Annotated in this window: 15 protein-coding genes; 1 reads left to right on the top strand and 14 read right to left on the bottom strand. The window is 67.8% G+C overall.

Annotated features, from left to right (window positions below; genetic code table 11):
* Positions 1-11: 11 nt before the first annotated feature.
* The 3 genes from JK364_RS48960 to JK364_RS48950 form a co-directional block, all read right to left on the bottom strand.
* Positions 12-1,670 (bottom strand): extracellular solute-binding protein, encoded by a 1,659-nt coding sequence (locus tag JK364_RS48960; protein ID WP_201857937.1) that lies wholly within the window; start codon positions 1,668-1,670, stop codon positions 12-14.
* Positions 1,671-1,737: 67 nt separating this feature from the next.
* Positions 1,738-2,601 carry a carbohydrate ABC transporter permease gene (locus JK364_RS48955; RefSeq protein ID WP_201857936.1) on the bottom strand — a complete coding sequence of 288 codons (864 nt, stop codon included), beginning with the start codon at positions 2,599-2,601 and terminating at the stop codon, positions 1,738-1,740.
* Between the two features lie 59 nt (positions 2,602-2,660).
* Entirely contained in the window at positions 2,661-3,515 is an 855-nt protein-coding gene (locus JK364_RS48950) for an ABC transporter permease (protein ID WP_201857954.1), read from the bottom strand.
* A 571-nt stretch (positions 3,516-4,086) separates the two neighbouring features.
* Here JK364_RS48950 and JK364_RS48945 point away from each other — a divergent pair.
* The gene (locus JK364_RS48945) at positions 4,087-4,794 is read left to right on the top strand and encodes a glycoside hydrolase family 99-like domain-containing protein (RefSeq protein WP_201857935.1); all 708 of its coding nucleotides are present in this window, start codon (positions 4,087-4,089) and stop codon (positions 4,792-4,794) included.
* Between the two features lie 47 nt (positions 4,795-4,841).
* Here the strand turns inward: JK364_RS48945 and JK364_RS48940 are convergent, their stop codons facing one another.
* The 11 genes from JK364_RS48940 to JK364_RS48890 all read right to left on the bottom strand — a co-directional run bounded on the left by JK364_RS48940 (position 4,842) and on the right by JK364_RS48890 (position 17,598).
* Positions 4,842-5,945, bottom strand: coding sequence for a dipeptidase (locus tag JK364_RS48940; protein ID WP_307841641.1), 1,104 nt, complete (start codon positions 5,943-5,945; stop codon positions 4,842-4,844).
* A 19-nt stretch (positions 5,946-5,964) separates the two neighbouring features.
* The gene (locus tag JK364_RS48935) at positions 5,965-6,834 is read right to left on the bottom strand and encodes a carbohydrate ABC transporter permease (protein ID WP_201857934.1); all 870 of its coding nucleotides are present in this window, start codon (positions 6,832-6,834) and stop codon (positions 5,965-5,967) included.
* On the bottom strand, positions 6,824-7,768 hold the full coding sequence (locus JK364_RS48930) for a carbohydrate ABC transporter permease (protein ID WP_201857933.1): 945 nt from the start codon (positions 7,766-7,768) through the stop codon (positions 6,824-6,826). The genes JK364_RS48935 and JK364_RS48930 overlap by 11 nt, the downstream gene beginning before the upstream one ends.
* Complete coding sequence (locus JK364_RS48925; RefSeq protein WP_201857932.1) at positions 7,759-9,069, bottom strand: extracellular solute-binding protein; 1,311 nt, start codon at positions 9,067-9,069, stop codon at positions 7,759-7,761. The genes JK364_RS48930 and JK364_RS48925 overlap by 10 nt, the downstream gene beginning before the upstream one ends.
* 221 nt (positions 9,070-9,290) lie before the next feature.
* On the bottom strand, positions 9,291-10,193 hold the full coding sequence (locus tag JK364_RS48920; protein WP_269146426.1) for an aminotransferase class I/II-fold pyridoxal phosphate-dependent enzyme: 903 nt from the start codon (positions 10,191-10,193) through the stop codon (positions 9,291-9,293).
* 124 nt (positions 10,194-10,317) lie between these two features.
* Entirely contained in the window at positions 10,318-12,192 is a 1,875-nt protein-coding gene (locus JK364_RS48915) for a DUF2264 domain-containing protein (RefSeq protein ID WP_201857931.1), read from the bottom strand.
* Entirely contained in the window at positions 12,189-13,169 is a 981-nt protein-coding gene (locus JK364_RS48910) for a hydroxyacid dehydrogenase (protein ID WP_201857951.1), read from the bottom strand. The genes JK364_RS48915 and JK364_RS48910 overlap by 4 nt, the downstream gene beginning before the upstream one ends.
* A gap of 52 nt (positions 13,170-13,221) precedes the next feature.
* Positions 13,222-14,082 carry a carbohydrate ABC transporter permease gene (locus JK364_RS48905; protein ID WP_201857930.1) on the bottom strand — a complete coding sequence of 287 codons (861 nt, stop codon included), beginning with the start codon at positions 14,080-14,082 and terminating at the stop codon, positions 13,222-13,224.
* The gene (locus JK364_RS48900) at positions 14,079-15,047 is read right to left on the bottom strand and encodes a carbohydrate ABC transporter permease (RefSeq protein ID WP_201857929.1); all 969 of its coding nucleotides are present in this window, start codon (positions 15,045-15,047) and stop codon (positions 14,079-14,081) included. Before JK364_RS48900 ends, JK364_RS48905 begins: the two co-directional genes overlap by 4 nt.
* Before the next feature lie 20 nt (positions 15,048-15,067).
* Positions 15,068-16,396 carry an ABC transporter substrate-binding protein gene (locus tag JK364_RS48895; protein ID WP_201857928.1) on the bottom strand — a complete coding sequence of 443 codons (1,329 nt, stop codon included), beginning with the start codon at positions 16,394-16,396 and terminating at the stop codon, positions 15,068-15,070.
* Positions 16,397-16,488: 92 nt separating this feature from the next.
* Positions 16,489-17,598 carry a substrate-binding domain-containing protein gene (locus tag JK364_RS48890; protein WP_201857927.1) on the bottom strand — a complete coding sequence of 370 codons (1,110 nt, stop codon included), beginning with the start codon at positions 17,596-17,598 and terminating at the stop codon, positions 16,489-16,491.

Below are 17,598 nucleotides of genomic sequence, written 5' to 3'. Positions count from 1 at the left end.
AGCACCCCTGCTCACTTCGCGGAGTTCGCCGCGTACTCCTCGGCATACTCTTCAGCAATCTTGCCGCCGCCTCCGGACTTGAACTTCTTCGCTGCGGCGCCCCACGAGCTGAGCGGCTGCCGGCCCGTGACAATCGCCGTGATGGAATCGTCGATGCCGCGAGCGAGCGTGGCCCAACGCGTTGAATAGGTTGCCGAGCGCAGCCCCGCAGACGCATCGTTGACCATTCCCGGGCAGACCTGCTTCTCCCACGCATGGAGAGACCGGATGCCGGACTGTGCGCCGGGAACGTACAGCACCTGGGGGGCGTCGCACAGATAGTAGAAGGGAAGATTCGTGATGTTCTCCGTCCCGCCCAGTTTGGTCGGCATCGGGTCGCCGTCCTTGTTGTAGGTGAAGTGGACGCCCTCTACGCCGTAGTGCATCCGCTGATACTCCTCGGTGCCGAACGGCGAAGCCAGGTGGTCCAGGACTCGCAGCACCATCTTGATCTTCGACGTTGACATCTTCTTGTTGATGACGGTGTAGCCGAAGTATCCTTTGCTCGCCCAGTTTGCCGGTGTGATCCCCTTGGGGGCATACGGGGTCATGGGCATGGCATCGAAGCCATGCACCATCTTCAGCGTGGTCAGGTAGGCGCTAAAGCCTCCCATGTACGACTGCACGGTGCCGTTGTAGAATCGGGTCGTGAGGTCGACGCCAGAGATCGAGGTCGATTCCGGGAAGTACAGCTTCTTCTTCCAGAGGCTGTTCAGGTACGAGAGCATCTCCTCGAAGCGGTCGCTTTCGAAATACGAGGTGAACTTTCCGTTGGAGTGCGACCAAGTGTTGGGTACTCCGTGAGCTTGTGCATGTGCCCACCAGCCGAACGGGTTGTCCTTGCTCGCACCAGTGCCGTACCGCTTGCCACGGGTGAGCGACGAGACGATCTCGGTGAAGTCGTCGCGACTGTAGTCGGAATCCCCGAGGCGGTAGCCTTGCTTCTCGAAGCTCGTTCCGTTGATCCACAAGGCTGTGACCGGCCTGGGACGATGGATCGGAATCCCGTAGATTCCGCCGTGGAACCTGCCTACGCCCTTCCAGGATTCGGTGGGGATGTTGGCGAGGTTCGGGTAGTCCTTGATGGCATCGCCGGAGAGGAAGTCCGACAGGTTGGCCATAGTCTTGACGATGAACTCGCCCTCGCGGGCAATATTGGCGCTGCCGGCGAGGTTGAGGACGTCGGGCAGATCGTTGCCTGCCATGACGGTGGCGAGCTTGCTCTGGAAGTCTGCGGCCGGCACCGTCGTAAAGTCGATCTTCACGCCGAGGGCCTTCTCCATGGCCTGCCAGTACTTGTTCTGCGCCTCGGGCTTCGGCGTGACGCCGAAGGTGACCGTCATGACCTTGAGCGTGGAGCCGTCGCCCGGGACGCCCGAGGTGCCCTTTGTCAGCTTGTCCGGGTACGTCAGATAGGCGTCCTGTACTCCTGTCTTCGGGTCGCCCTTGAGATCCGGTGCGGGCCCGGTCTTGGGAATGTAGGTCGGCCACGGCGCCAGATCGGCACCCCTATTGGAGGCACTGCCGCCGGATCCGGAAGTGCTGCAAGAGGTCAGCAGCGTGGGTGCGGCCACCGCTGCGGAGGCCACTCCGATGGAGCGCAACAGGGTACGGCGAGAGATTTCAGGCACGGTAGTACGTTCCCTTCGAGAACGGTGGCAGCAGGCACCACGGGTGCCGACTGGCATGCTGTGAAAGTCAGCTCTTGATCGCGCCGGTGAGGGCGCCCTTGGCGAAGTACTTCTGCAGGAATGGGTAGACGATGAGGATCGGGATCGTCGCGACGACCAGCACGGCCATCTGGATCGTCTGCGGGGCAGCCATGGCGGAGTCACCGCCCGGTGTCCCGTTACCCAGCTGGGCGCCGCTGAGCACGTAGGTGCGGAGCACCTGCTGCAGCGGCCAGTGGTCGTCGTTGAGGTAGATCGACGCCTGGAACCAGGAGTTCCAGTAGGCGACGGCGTAGAAGAGGGCGACCACGGCCAGTGCCGCTTTGGACAGCGGCAGCACCACGGAGAGCAGGATGCGGAAGTTGCCTGCGCCGTCGAGGCGGGCGGCTTCGAAGAGTTCCTCCGGGATGGACTGGAAGAAGCCTCGTAGGACCACCAGGTTGAAGACGCTGAGGAGCATCGGGGCGATGAGGGCGAGGTAGTTGTCCAGCAGGCCCAGGCTCTTGACCATCAGATAGGTGGGGATCATGCCGGGCGGGAAGAGGAAGGTGAAGAGCACCAGCAGGAGTACCGGCTTGGCGCCGAAGACCTTGGGCCGGGCCAGCGCATAGGCCAGCATGATCGTGCAGGCCATGCTGGCGGCCGTGCCGAGCAGCGTGACCCCGATGCTCACCCACAGCGCGTGGGTGACCACGGAGCCGCTGAAGATCTCCCGGTAGGCGTCCAGGGTCGGGTTCGCCGGCCACAGCACCCAGCCGCCGTTGTCGATGACCTCCCTCGGGGAGGCCAGCGAGGTCGAGATCACCACCAGGAACGGCACCAGCACCAGCACGACGGTCACCGCCAGTGCGATCCCCTTCGCGGCCAGGGTGACAGGGTGAGGCCTTTCCATCCAGGCCGGACGCACCTGACGCTTTACTCCACGGCCCGCTCGGGTCCCCAGGACGACGCTCACTTGTACACCCCTTGCTCTCCGAAGCGATGCGCGACCCTGTTGGCGGTGAAGACGAGGATCGCCCCCACGACGCCCTTGAAGAGGCCGGCCGCCGCGCCGTAGCCGTAGTTGCCGCCGATGATGCCCTGGTAGTAGACGAAGGTGTCGATGATCTCGGCGGCCTGTGCGCCCGCCGCGTCGCGCTGCAGCAGGATCTGCTCGAAACCGACGGACAGGATGTCGCCGATCTTCATGATCAGCAGGAGCAGGATGATGGGGCGGATGGTCGGGAGCGTGATGTGCCAGAACCGTCGCCAGGGCCCCGCTCCGTCGATCGCCGACGCCTCGTACAGCTGGTCATCGACTTGGGTGAGCGCGGCGAGGAAGATGATGGTGCCCCAGCCGCAGTCCTTCCAGATCACCTGCAGGACGGTGAGCGGCTTGAACAGGTCGGGGTCGCCGATGATGTCGACGGTGTGCAGCCCCGCCGAGGACAGCGCCGAATTGAAGAGGCCGGTGGCGCCGAGCACCTGCTGCGCCATCGCGACGACGATCACCCAGGACATGAAATGCGGCAGGTAGACGATCGACTGGATGACGCGTCGCAGCGCGTTCGAGGTGAGGCTGTGCAGCAGCAGCGCCAGGGCCAGCGGCGCAGGGAAGAAGAAGATCAGCTGCAGGCAGGCTATCTCCACAGTGTTGAGGGCCGCACGCCAGAAATCGGCATCACCGAATAGATCCGTGAAGTTCTTGCCGCCGACCCAGGCACTGCCCCAGAACCCGTCGAAGGGCACATAATCTTTGAAGGCAATGATGTTCCCGAAGAACACCCCGTAGTGGAAAGTCAAGAAGTAGATTACGCCGGGAACCATCAGCAGCAGAAAAACCCGATCCCGCCAAAGACGGCGCAGCAGCCGCGAGCCACGGCGTTTTCGCTGCGGCGGTGGGCCATTATCCGTACCGGACTCTTCAGGCCCGGCGGCGACTTCGCTGATGCTCACCACGGTTCGATCCGCCCTTCGGGAAAACGCGACTGACGGAGATCCTCGGGATTCCGAACAGTCACCGTCGGTCCGGACCTTTCCGCCACGCCGCGACGTGGAGATTGTTTACGAGTACGTTGCGCTACGGACTCATGGCGGTGACGCTAACCAGCGAGAATCCGATCCACCATGGTGGAGGTTGACCAAAACTAGGACGGACTTGACTCTGCGGCAGTCTCCAGGGAGGCTCGCCGGGCACCCCTTCCCCTCCTCGTCGCCGCCCTCGCCCACCACACGTCGATCGCGCCGCTCAGCAGCCGCTCCCCTGGCCCAGTCCACCCTTTGGCCGCCGGCCTACCGCCGGCGTACAGCTCCACCTCAAGCGGTCGGGTCAACATCGTCCTATTTCTAGCGCCCCATTTGATGGCGAGCCGACTATACAGTCAATAGCATCACACCCATGAGAGAACAGCCGCGTTCAAATCCGGATGCCGCAACGATCGCGGCCTACTACTTCCCGAACTACCACGTGGATCCACGTAATGAGAAGTGGCACGGCCAAGGATGGACCGAATGGGAGCTGACGAAGCAGGCAACACCGCGATTCGAGAATCACGTTCAGCCACGCATTCCGCTGCTCGGATATGAGGACGAAGCCGACCCGGCCGTCATGAAAAACAAGATGGAAATGGCCATCCGGCATGGCGTGAACGCCTTCTTGTTCGACTGGTACTGGTACGACGACCACCCGTACCTGGAGCGGCCGCTGGAGACAGCTTTTATTCCGAACACGGCGGCCCATGACATGAAGTTCGCCGTTATGTGGGCCAATCACCACTGGACCAATATTCATCCCTGGAAGAGCGGTACGGTGCCGACGTTCCTCGTGGACGTCGCCGGTGTCGGTCCGCTGGCTGCCGACTTCGGGCTGGGCTTCGTGGACGAGGAACTCGCCCCAGCCTGTCTCCGGCAAGGTGGCGTCACCCACACGGAGGGCGACGGCCTCCTCGGGACGGAGACCCGCGTAGTAGAAGGTGGCGAAGAAGGCCCGGTAGAGGCGTCCGCGACGCGGACGCCTGCCTATCCAGTCCAGCATCTTGGCAACCAGGTCACGGTTCAGCAGGCATCGCTTGTCGATGGGCGGGTTCGGCGTCAGGTAATTACATGACCGTCGGCACGTGCACCGGAGTGCCTGGGCCGGTCTGCGGGACCGGGTCATGTGCCTATGCTCATGGCCTTACCTGCGCACTCCTCGGTCGTGCGCAGGACGCGCAGGACATTGCCGTGGGTCAGCGCGGCCAGGTCGGAGCTCGACCATCCGCGCCGGTCGAGCTCTGCGAGCAGTGCGGGGTAGCGGTCCACCGAGGCCATGTCGTCGGGGGGCGTCATGCCGTCGAAGTCGCTGCCGATTCCGACGTGGGCGATGCCGGCGACGTCGCGGACGTGCTCGATGTGGTCGCAGATCTCCCGGATGCCGCAGGGCGGCTTGGGGTTGTGCGCGAGCCATGCCGCTTCGCGGGCTCCGGCGTCCGGGCCGGTCCAGTGGCGCTGTTCGGCCTTGTGGGCTGCGGACCACGCGCCGTACTCGGCGGACAGGAACGCCGGCAGGAACACGACCATGACGATCCCGCCGCTGACGCCGACCGCCTGCAACGTGTCGTCGGTGACGTTGCGGGGGTGGTCGCACAGAGCTCGGGCGCCGGAGTGCGAGAAGAACAGAGGCGCGGTGGTGACACGAGCGACGTGGTTGACTGTGGCGTCGGCGCAGTGCGAGAGGTCGACGAGCATGCCGAGCTCGTTCATCGTCGCGACCACTTGCTCGCCGAACGCGGTGAGGCCACCGGCGTTGGGCTTGTCCGTCGCGCTGTCAGCCCAGTCGGTGTTCGTGTTATGGGTCAACGTCATATATCTGATTCCGCTGCGGTGCAGGAAACGCAGGACATCGAGTGAGTCGAGGATCTGGTGCCCGCCCTCCAGGCCCATGAGCGACGCGATCCGGCCCTCGGCGAAGCAGCGTTCGACGTCGTCGGCGGACCGGGCCACTGTCGTGAGGTGCGGATAGGTCTCGCACATCCGGAAGACCGCCTCGATCTGCGCGAGGGTCAGGGCTGGGATAGCGGCCCGGTCAGTGGTGCAGGGCACCCAGATCGACCAGAACTGCGCCCCGACGCCACCTCGGCTGAGGCGGACGAGGTCGGTGTGCAGCCGTGGCTGCTCCTGCGCGAGGTTCAGGCGGCCGAAGTCGAGGTCGGCCAATGTGTGGTGCTTCCACAACATGTCGTTGTGGCCATCGACGATCAGGTGGTGTTCGGTTCTCACGTGTCGGCCTCCGAGGTTGTCATCCGTGGACGGTGCCTGCGGCGACGGCGGCGACGATCTGGCGCCTGAGCAGCAGGTACGCGGCGAGGGTAGGGACGGAGACCAGTGTCGCGGCGGCCATCGTCGGCCCCCACTGATTGCCGCCCTCGGCACTGGCGAACTGGGCCAGGCCGACGGTCAGGATCTGCATGTCGGGACGTGGCGCCACCAGGCTCGGCCAGACGTACTCGTTCCACGCGCCGACGAAGACAAAGACTCCCAGCGACACGACCGGCCCGCGGACGGCCGGCAGCAGGATGCGTGTGATCACGGTCGTTTCGCTTGCGCCGTCGAGCCGGGCCGCTTCCAGGATGGCCCGGGGAAACGTCCGGAAATGCTGTCGCAGCAGGAAGACCCCATAGGCGCTGGCCAGTTGCGGGATGATCAGGCCGCCGTAGGTGTTCAACAGCCCGGCCTGGGCCACCAGGATGTAGTTCGGGATCAGGAAGACAATGAACGGGATGGGTAGCGACGCGAGGAAGATCGTGAAGAGGACGTTCGCGCCGCGAAACGTCCACTGGCTGAACGCGTAGGCGGCCGGGACGGCGACGGCGAGCTGCCCGAGCGTGGTGCCTCCGGCGAAGATCATGCTGTTGAGGAACTGATGGGGGACGTCGCTGGTGGTGAAGGCGTCTACGTAGTTGGCCAGTGTGGGGTGCGTCGGTAGCGGGTTGAGCGGGCTGTCGAAGATGTCGGCAGGTCGTTTGAAGCTGATGCCGATCATCCAGACGACAGGTGCGGCGGTGAGGATGCAGGCGGCCGTCATGACGAGCTGCACGGTGAGCCGGCCCGCCCGACGTTTGGTGTGACGCGGGCGGGTGTCGGTGGTAGTGCGGAGGCTAGTGGTCATAGTGCACGCGCCTGTCGAGGAGTCGGAACTGCCAGATCGCGGCTGCGGCGAGAGCCACGACCAGGGCGACGGAGGCGGCCGCACCGGGCCCGACGGCGAGCTGCTGGAATGCGTCGCGGTAGGACTCGTACAGCACGTTGTTCGACGCGCCGCTGGGCCCGCCCTGAGTGATGATTTGGATGAAAACAAAGACGTTGGGCAGGGCCTGCAGCACCGTTGTGAGCAACAGGAACAAGATGGTCGGTGCCATGATTGGAAGCATCACGTAGCGCACCAGCTGGAGCGTGTTGGCCCCGTCGATCCGGGCGGCTTCCAGCTGTGGAGCCGGCACGGCCGACACTGCGGCGAGAGCGATCACGTAGTTGAACCCGAAGAACTTCCACGTCGCGATGGTGCTCACCGCCACAAGAGCGGTCTGCGGCGAGTTGAGCCAGTCGTGCGATCCCAGCCCGAGGTGCCTGAGGACCGCATCGACCGGCCCGGCATCGGGCAGCAACAGGAACTGCCAGACCAGCCCGGCGACGGCGGCCGCGATCACCGTCGGGGTGAACAGCACCGCCTGATAGAACGTCGCGCTGCGCGGTCCGACCCAGCGGGTGAGCACCGCGAGCGCGATCGGCAGGACGAAACTGCCCAGCACCGCCAACCCCATGTACTGAAGGCTCTGCACCACCAGCGTGCCGGACTCCGGGGTAAGCAGATACCGGTAGTTGTCCAGGCCGGCCCAGGTCGGGGTCGGCGAGATCAGATTCCATTCGAACAGGCTCAGCACCGCGACCAGCAGCAGCGGCACGAACAGGAACAGCACCAGCAGCACCAGGGCTGGGCCGGTGCAGACGTAGGGCCGCAGCCGGGCCCACGCCTGCACGCGGCGCGGGCCGGGCATGACCTGCGTGCGGCTCGACCGCGCGGTCACCTTGGCGGTCACCGGCACGGCTGTCCCTTGACCAGGCCGTCAACCTTCGCGGCGATCCCGGCCAGCGCCGGTTTGACCTCGGTGCGCGAGTTCAACAACGTGACCATCCCGTCGAACAGCGCCTGCGCGGCCTGCGGGCCCTGCGGACCGGGGAAGCCCTGGCGGGGCACGGCGAACGCGGCCTGCTTGACGCCGAGCCTGCCGAATGCATCGGCGGGAGACGGAACGTCCTGGCGGACCGGGAGGTAGCCCGTCGCTTTGTCAAGGGCCGCCTGGCTCTCGGGTGAGGCCAGGAACTGCATGAGCCGCCACGACGCCTCCTGCTTACGTTCGTCACGGGCGAAACAGACCATGAGCTTGCCGCCAATCGGCAGGCGTTGCGGCTTCGATCCGAACGACGGGGCGGGTGTGCCGGCGATCTCGAACTTCGCTTGAGACTTGAACGTCCCGTACAAGCCCGGGGTCGTAAACACGACCGGGAGCCGACCAGCCATGAACGCCTGCTGGGCAGCGGCCGAGCGGGAGGGACTGGCGAGACCATCGCGAACAAGGCCGGTCCACATCTCTATCGCTTCTACCCCGGCGGGTCCGGCGATGGCGGCCTTGGCGCCATCGGGCCCGCACTCGACGAAGCGCCCGCCGTTGCTCTCAACGAGCGTCTGGGAGCCCCAGTTATCGGTGGAGTCGAGGTGGATCCACAGCGGGGGCGCGCCGGTCCGCCGCCGGATCGTCCTGGCTGCGGCCCGCCACTGATCCCAGGTGGTCAGGCTCGCAGGGTCGACGCCGGCGCCGCGCACGACATCGACGTTATAGATGCCCATCAGCACCGCGGCGTACAGCGGCAGGCCGACCTGGGTCGAACCGACCTTCGCGGCCTGCAGCATATTGGTCGGCATCTTCGCAAGGAAGTCCTTACCGGAGAACTTGTCGGCGAGTTGGTCGACGCTGGTGTAGGGGAACTTGTTCGCCATGAAGCCGAGGAGTTCGCTGCCGAAGTAGATCGCGCCAACATCGGGCGGGGTGGCCCCTCCGATGAAGGTGGGCTGCAGCAACTGCAGAGGCTGGGTCGCCGCGTCCTTGTAGCTGCTGACCACATGGATGCCGGGGTTCTGCTTGTTGAACTTCGCGATCAGCTTTTCCATCGCCGCTCCGCCATAGGCGGCGGAGAACTGGTGCCAATACTCGATCGTGACCGTCTTGGCGGAGCCCGAGCCACTGCTCCCGCACGCGGTGAGGGCCACGCCGGCAGCGGCCGAGCCGGCCAGGCTGACGAAACCGCGCCGGTTCATTGGCGTGCGGACAATGCTGGAGGGGGACATGATGGTCCTTCTCTAGTTTGTGGGACTGCGAAGGAGTTGGAATAGGCGCAGGTTGGTCAGGGCGGGCGACAATCCGCGTCACGACGCCCTGGCCGATGAGCGCACCGACGACGTCGACGTGGGATCCGAGACAGGCGACGTCGGGGAAGAGGCAGAAGGCGCCATCGGGCGACGTTCACCGCAGAGAATGTGAAGCGGGGCGATGGCCGACGGATCTGGACTCAGGCGTCCGGCACCTTGGGGGCAGCGTTCCTGTCATGAACGCTGGGGACTTTGGGGCGTGGCGATCGTCGAGGTTGTAACGCCCTGGGCGGTAAGTGCAGTACATCATCCGCCAGTCGTTGAGGATCTTGGCCATGGTCGACAGTCCGCGGCGTAGTTGTTCCTGTTCGACAGCGAAGCTCAGCCGTAGATGTCCGGGAACACCGAACGACACGGTGATAACGCCTGCGCTCAACAGGCGGTCTGCCACGGCGACGTCGAAAGCCGGCGGTGACGTCCGGTCCGTTGAGTGCGGCGCGGGCTGCTGCCTGGGTGATACGGCTGACGTTCGAGGTCGTGTGGGACTGGATGGCGGTCGCGGCGTCGACGGCCTTTTCCGGGCCGGACCTCCAGCCGACCCGCCAGCCTGTCATCGCGTAGGACTTGGACACGGTGCCCACCGTGATAAGCCGGTCGGTCACCCCAGGCTCGACCTGGCCCGGCGCTGGAACCGGCCGGAAGTCGAGGTCGTCATACGTCTCGTCGGAGATGATCCAGATGTCGTGTTCCATGGTCCAGGACACGATGGTGTGGAGCTCCGACTGGTCGTGAACCAGGCCGGTGGGGTTGTTCGGTGAGCACGGCAGGATCGCCCGCGTCGACGGGGTTCGAGCTGCCTCCAGGTTGTCCGGAGTCACCTTCAGTGCGCCGACGTATGGCTGGGTGATCACCGGACTGCCGTGGGAGAGTCGGACCGAGGACGGGCGGGGCACCCAGTACGGCGCGGGGATCAGGGCTTCATCCCCTGGCTTGAGCAGGGCCGTGAACGTGTTGAACAGGGCCTGTTTCGCACGGTTGGTAACGATGACGTGCGAGGCGTCGACGGGTGAGGCGGCCGCGGCACGGCGTTGGACGTCTACCAGGGGTGGAACCGAGGTCGGGGGCGCCCTGCATCGCCGGGAAAGGAACCAATTCTGTGAGGCAGATGTGACCTGCTGCGATGCCTGGAGTTCGGGCAGAGCGGCTCAGGACGATGCCGGTTCGCCCTCATCGGACGGCCACCACGCGGATCTCGACGGGGTCGAAGGCGATCCGGGTGACCGAGCCGTCACCACTCCAGCGCACCTCCACACTGCGGCCGTCCTCGTCCACACCGGCGACCCCCGCACCCTCCACCGGCTCACCGCTCAACGCCGCCAGCGCCACGAACACCTTCGTGCCCTCCGCCGGACCGCTCAGCCGCGGCATCCGCGCCCACCGCGTATACGCCGTGCCCTCGGGCGCCCGCACCTCACCCCGCTCGCTCCACCCCAGCAACGGCTCCAGCACCGTAGCCAGTTCGTCCTCCCGGCCCGTCGCCCAGCCGGTCAGCGTCACCCGCGCGCCCGGCGGGGCGCCCACCACCCGGTGCACCCGCACCTCGTATGGGCCGCGCACGACCGTCACACTCTCCACCCGCAACCCGGGCACCGTCTCCGGGCCGCTCGCAAACACCGGGCGGTGCCAGGACGCCGCCCAGCCGAAGCCGCCGCCGTCGCCCGCGCCCAGGGGATGGATGCGGCGGCGGACGCTCGGCACGCCGTCGACCTCGACGGCGAAGTGGTTGTCGGCCGTGTTGGCGTCGGAGGTCGGGCCGGTCACTGTGGAGTACGCCAGCCGCCCGTAATGTGGGTCGGCTGCCGCAGCCGACTCCCCCTCGTGCGGGGGCACATGGTCGCTGCCGTGGTTGTGCAGCCGCACGATCCCGTCCGCCCGCGTGGAGTGGATCAGCAGGCCGGGACCTGGGAGGGCCAAGGCGCGGTCCGCCGCCTCGACCGGGGCCGGCTCCTCCCTCGCCGTCCACAGCTCATGCCCGGCCGGGGCCAGCAGCGAGACAAATGCCTTCGACGCCCAGTACGGGGACGCCGGCCCCGAGTACGCCTGCAGCGTGGCCGCGTGCGGACCGTACCAGCCCAGGCTCAGCAGCCCGTCCGCACCCACCGCGCCGCGATCGAGGAAGTGCTTCAGACAGCCGCTGATCAGCCGCCGCGAAGCCCCCGCCGACAGCGGCGTGTTCCCCGTCAGCGCGCCCAGCCCCACCGCCGCACCCGCCGCGAAACGATACGTCAGCGACCGGCCGAAGTGGATCGGCGCCCCGTCCCCGCCGAAGAGCAGCGCATAGCTTTCCAGGTGCTCGCGCAGCCGCGCCCCGTGCCGGGACAGCCTGGCAGCATCCCCGGCCAGGAAGGCGTCCAGCACCGGATACAGGTGCAGCGCCCACCCGTTGTAGTGATCGAAGGCCCGCCCGTCGCCGTCCGCATACCAGCCCTGGCCGCGATACCACCCCTCGAGCAGTTCCTCCGCCCGCTCACGGGCGCGCGCCGTCTCCGCGTCACCGCGGCCGGCCGACTCCAGGAATCCGGCCACCGCGTACGGGAAGAAGTACCAGTTGTTCGGCGCCGGTACGTGCCGCAGCGCCCCCCGCAGCCACGCCTCGGCCCGGTCCTGCACGCCCTCCTCCAGCTGGTCCCACAGCCACGGCCGGGTCAGCCGCAGGCCGAGGGCCACTGACGCGGACTCCACCATCGGCTGGCCCGAGCGGATGGGCAGCCACGACTCGGCATCGTCACGCCCGGGCGTCGCGGTCCCTGCGGCCAGCCCGTCGGCGTACCGCTCCAGCATCCCGTCCGGGTCCTTCCCGCCCGCGCCCGCGGTACGGAACGCGGCGGCGAGAAACGTACGGGCGTATCCCTCGATCCCGTCCGAGCGCACCCCAGACCCCGACGGCCGCCCCGGCAGGTCGAGCAGCGCCCCGCGCGGCGTCGCCCACCGCCAGGCCGCACGCAGCAGCCCGTCGGCCACGGCCTCCCAGTGCTCGCGGGTGTAGCCGGTGTGCGGGCTCAGCTCGCGGTCGTCCGCGGTGAGTTGTATGTGGTCGCTCATGCGAGGTAGGCCAGCCTTTCGCGTTGTACGGGGTGATCGAAGCCCTCGCCCGCCGCCCAGCGGGCCACCTCACCGGCGGCGAGGTCGGCAAGACGGCCCCACTCGTTGCCCTGGGAGCCGGCCAGGTGCGGGGTGATGGTGACGTTGTCGCAGTCCCACAGCGGGTGGTCGGGCGGGAGCACCTCCGGGTCGGTGACGTCCAGGACGGCGCGGATCCGGCCCGCGGTGGCCGCGTCGGTGAGGGCCTCCTGGTCGACGACGGCGCCGCGGGCGGTGTTGATCAGCACCGCGTCGGGGCGCATCGCATCGAGGAGCGTACGGTCGACCAGACCGCGGGTCGCCGGCAGCAGCGGCGTGTGCACGCTGACCACGTCGCTCTCCGCGAACAGCTCCCGCAGGCCGACGGGCCGGGCGCCCAGCTGCCGCGCCTCGTCCTCGGTCACGTACGGATCGTGCAGCAGAATCCGCAGGTCGTGCGGGCGCAGCAGCTCGATGGTGCGGTGGCCGATGAGAGAGGCGGACAGGATGCCGACCGTGCGCCGGTAGTTGCCGACCGACTGCGGGACGGCGAACGGGTCCTGCCAGGTGCGCGCCGCCTTGAAGTCCCTGGCCCGCTCCAGCACCTGCTTGCCGCTGAGCAGGATCATCGCGACGGCGTACTCCGCGACCGGCAGTGCGTTGGCAGCCGCCGCTGAGGACACCTCGATCCCCCGCTCCCAGCAGGCGTCAGTGGTGTGACCGCGGACGCTGCCGGCGGTGTGCACGATGGCACGCAGCCGGGGCGCGGAGGCGAGCACCCTGGCGTCGATGGGCGGGCAGCCCCAGCCGGTGATGAGCAGCTCGGCGTCGCCCAGCACCTTGCGTGCGTACGGGGTGGTGAAGTCGTCGAGTACGGGGCCTTCGTGCAGGTCGCAGACGGCGGCGAAGGTTGCGCGGGTGTGCGGGGTAAGGACGGCCTTGGCGGCTTCTGGCCCCATGGCGAGGGCGGTCTTCGGATGGTGCGGGTGTGTCACTTGACGACTCCTGCGCTCACTTCACGGCTCCTGCGGTCAGTCCCGAGCGCCAGAACCGCTGCAGCAGCACAAAGGCGGCGATCAGCGGCAGGACCGCCAGCAGCGAACCCATGACGACGACGGGGTAGTACTCGGGCGATACGTTGGCCTGGCTGTTCCAGGTGTACAGGCCCAGGCTGAGTGGATACAGGTGCTGGTCGGACAGCATCACCATGGGAAGGAAGAAGTTGTTCCAGATCGCGGTCAGCTGGAAGAGGAAGACCGTGACCAGGCCGGGGCCGAGCATCCGCAGCGACACATTCGCGTACGTGGCCAGCTCGCCGGCGCCGTCGACTCGCGCGGCTTCGAGGACCTCGCGGGGTACGTACCCCTCGCTGAAGATCCGGCCGAGGTAGACCCCGAAGGGGTTGAAGAGCACCGGGATGAAGACGGCCCAGAAGGTGTTGACCGCCCCCACCGTCGACGCCATCAGATACAGCGGCAGGGCGAGGACCGTCTGCGGCACCATGACCGCGGCCAGCACCAGGCCGAAGGCCTTCTCCTTGTGCCTGAAGCGGTACTTGTCGAAGGCGTAGCCGCAAGCGACGCTGATGAATGCGCTCAGCGCCGCGCCGAGCACCGCGTACAGCAGGCTGTTGACGTACCAGCGGCCGTACAGCCCGCCGTCCATGGCGAAGAGGTCGCTCAGGTTCTGGCCGAATGAGAAGTGGCTGAGGTCGAGGATGTTGCTGCTGAAGAGGGCGTCGCGGTCCTTGGACGCCGCGAGCAGCAACCACAGCACCGGCAGCAGGGTGTAGAGGACAGCGATGCCGACCACGGTGTTGACGGCAGTGCGGCCGAGCAGCCGCGGGCGGAGGTTCTCGGTGCGGGCGCTCATCCCTGGGCCTCTTTGCGGCTGCGGTTCGTCCAGCGGGTGACGCCGTACGACAGGGCGATGGTGCAGAGCAGCACGATCACCGAGGCGGCGGCCGCCAGACCGTAGTTGTTGCGGGTGAAGGCCGCGTCGTAGATGTACATGCTGGGCGTGAAGCGCGAATTGATCATCGGCGTGGACTGGCTGAGCAGCATCGGCTCGGTGAACAGCTGCAGCGCCCAGATCAGCGTGAACATCGCCACCATCACGGTCGAGGACCGCACGAGCGGCGTCTTGACCTGCAGCGCGGTGCGCAGCCAGCCGGCGCCGTCGACCACCGACGCCTCGATCACCTCGCGCGGGACCGCCTGCAGCGCGGCGTAGAAGATCACCATGTTGTAGCCGAGGTTGCTCCACAGCGCGATGTTGACGACCGACGGCAGCACGGTGTGCACACCGAGGAAGTCGACCTGGATGTCGCCCTTGGCGAGCAGCTCGACCACCGGGCTGATTCCCGGGGTGTACAGGTACAGCCAGATGATCGCGGCGATGATGCCGGGCACCGCGTGCGGCAGATACAGCGCCAGCTGCGCCGAGGCCCGCAGCCGTACGACGCCGGAGTCGAGCAGCAGCGCCAGGACGAGGGCGCCAAGCACCATCAGCGGGATGTAGACCAGGCAGAACAGCGCCACCAGACCGAGCCCGCCGAGGAAGGTCGGGTCGGTCAGCACCGCGGCATAGCTGCGCAGGCCGACGAAGACGGTGCGCTCCGGGCCGAAGCCGAGCCCGGGCTGGTCGTCGCTGAAGAAGCTCAGCCAGACGGCGGTGCCGACCGGGATCAGGAAGACGACGGCGAGCAGGACGAGGAACGGCGCCATCAGCACGGCGCAGGCCCCGCCTTCGCGGCGGCGCGCGCTCGCGCGGGCACGCCGGGCGGGCGCGGCGTCGGCCGCCGGTGCCGTACGAGCCGGGCTGGCGGTGGTGGTCATCGGATGTCACCTGCCTTTCACTACGAGCTGCGCTGGGTGGTGGTCAGGCCGAGGGCCTTGAGGTCCGGCATGGTGCCGTCCTGAGCGTTGCGTACCGCGCCGAGGAGGGAGCCCGCGCCGCCGGCGGCCTTGGCGAAGCCGTCCTGCATGATGCGCTGGGTGGCGGTCATGCGCGGGCCCCAGAGCCAGCCGTTGCGGATCTTGTCGGCTTCCTGGTTGAAGAGGGTGTAGATGTCCTGGCCGCGGTAGTACGCCTGGGGGAAGGCGGCGCGGCCGACGGGAACCAGGTCGGTGGCGGCGGGATACTGGCTGCTGGCGCCGCTGGAGAGGCGGGCCTTGAGCGCGTCCGGGTGGGAGACCTGCCAGGCGATGAACTCCATGGCGGCCTCGGGTTGCCTGCTGTCCTTGGTAACGGCGAAGGTGGAGCCGCCGTGGGTGCCGACGGCCGGCTTCTCCGGGTCCCATTGCGGCAGCGGGGCGACCCGCCAGCGGCCCTTGTCGCCGGGGTGGGCGGCCATCTGGGCGCCGGCGTCCCAGGCGCCGGTGAGCCGGGTCAGCACGAGGCCGTTGCCGACCTGGGCCTTGTACTGGTTGCTCTCGCTGCCGTTGGCGAAGACCAGGTCCTCGTCGAGCATCCGCTGCCAGTACGCGGCGACCTTGCGGGTGGGGGCGTCGGCGAGGGAGACGTTCCAGGCGCCGTCGCGGGTGTCGAACCACTGGGCGTCGGCCTGCCAGGCGTAGGCGGCGAACTGTATGGCGCCGTCGGTCGGGAAGAGCACCAGCTTTCGGCCCTTGGACTTGCGACGCACCGTACGGGCCGTTGCCGCGAACTCCTCCCAGGTGCGTGGCACCTTCAGGCCGAACTCTTCGAACAGATCGGTGCGGTAGTGCAGCACCATCGGCTCGACATCGAGCGGCACGGCGAACGTGCGCTTTTCGAATGTAGTGAGGGCGAGCGCCTGCGGCAGCAGCTTGCGGCGCAGCCGGTCGCTGATCAGGCCGGTGAGGTCGCGGGCGACGCCGTCGATGGCGAAGCCGGGGACCTGCGGGTAATCGATGGTGGCGACGTCGGGGGCGTCGCCGGCGCGGGCGGCGTTGCTCAGCTTGGCAAAGCCGCCCTGGAAGCCGGAGGGAATCTGCTGGAAGTCGACCTGGATGCGGTCGTGGGTGCGGTTGAAGGCATCGACCACCTGCTGGCTGCCACGCAGCGCGGACCAGAAGGTGATGTGGACGGCGCCGCCGGTGCGGGCCGAAGTGCTGCTGCCGCCGGAGCAGGCGCTCAGCGCACCCGCCGCCGGCAGGGCGGTGGTTGCGGCGAGCAAGGTGCGGCGGCTGGGTCGAGCGGGCATGAGGGGCCTCCCGCGGCTCATGTTGGAGACACGGGAATCCTGACCGCCTGAACGGTTACGGTCAATATCTCGATCAGAGAAATACAAAGCGGTCAAACGGTCGTTACGGCCTGCGTCGACCCACGTACCGCGAGCGCCGGCAGCAATTCCACCCGGCTCGGCGCTACCGCCCCACCGGCTGTACGCCCCCTCCCGTCGTGCCCCAGCCGTCGCAGCAGCACCTCGGCGGCCATCCGTCCGATCTCGGACTTCGGCGGTGCCACGGCCGTCAGCGGCGGGTGGCCCAGCGCCGCAACCACATCGTTGTACGCCACCACCGAGCAGTCCTGCGGCACCTTCAGCCCGGCGTCGGCCAGCTGCTGCACCAGCACCAGCGCGTCGACGTCGCCGTGCAGGATCGCGGCGGTGGCGCCGCGCCTGCGCAGCAGCGCGGCGAGTTCGACCGGGGTGCCGGGACCGTAATCGGGTTCGGCGTCCGGCGCGCTGCTGATAACGTCCCACCGCTCGCCGCCGCTGCGTTCCTCCGCGATCGCCGCGAAGGCGGCCCGCACGGCCCGGGCGGTGGGGCTGTCGTCGCGTGCGGCGAGCACCACGCGGCGGTGGCCGAGCGCCAGCAGATGCTCGACTGCCAGGTGCACGCCGTACCAGTGGTCGGAGCAGACGGAGTCCATGGCGTGCAGCACGCTGCCGGGACGGGGGCGGCGCTCCATCAGCACCGCGGGCACGTCGGCGGTCGTGGCGGCGAGCCAGTCGTAGTCGCCCTCCTCCGCCGCGGTGCTACGCCAGCGCGGCGCGAGCAGCAGGCCCTGCACACCGGCCGCCAATGCCCGCTCGATGATGGGCCGCTCGGTGCCCGGCGCCTGCGGCGCGATCAGCAGCGCGGGCCGGACGCCGGCGGCCTGCAGCACCTCGCGGGCGCCGTTCATGGTTTCGAATAGATATGCGTGCCGCTCCGGCACCACGATCCCCACCGTCCCACCGGGCGGCTCCGCGGCCGGCTCGGCCCGCTGCACCGGCACCACCGACCGGGCCACGCCGTGTCCGCGGCGCAGCTTCCCGGCGCGGGTGAGTTCTTCGACGTCGCGACGGATAGTGATGATCGATACTTCCAGCTCGCCGGCGAGGTCGGTCAGCTTCACCTCGCCGCGCGCCTGCACCGTGGCGAGTATCTGCCGCCGCCGTACGTCCACAGGCTCTCGCAT

It is taken from the genome of Streptomyces endocoffeicus, from assembly GCF_016741935.1.
GTDB classification, from domain to species: Bacteria; Actinomycetota; Actinomycetes; order Streptomycetales; family Streptomycetaceae; genus Streptomyces; species Streptomyces endocoffeicus.
This window is presented reverse-complemented; position numbering and strand designations above follow the sequence as displayed.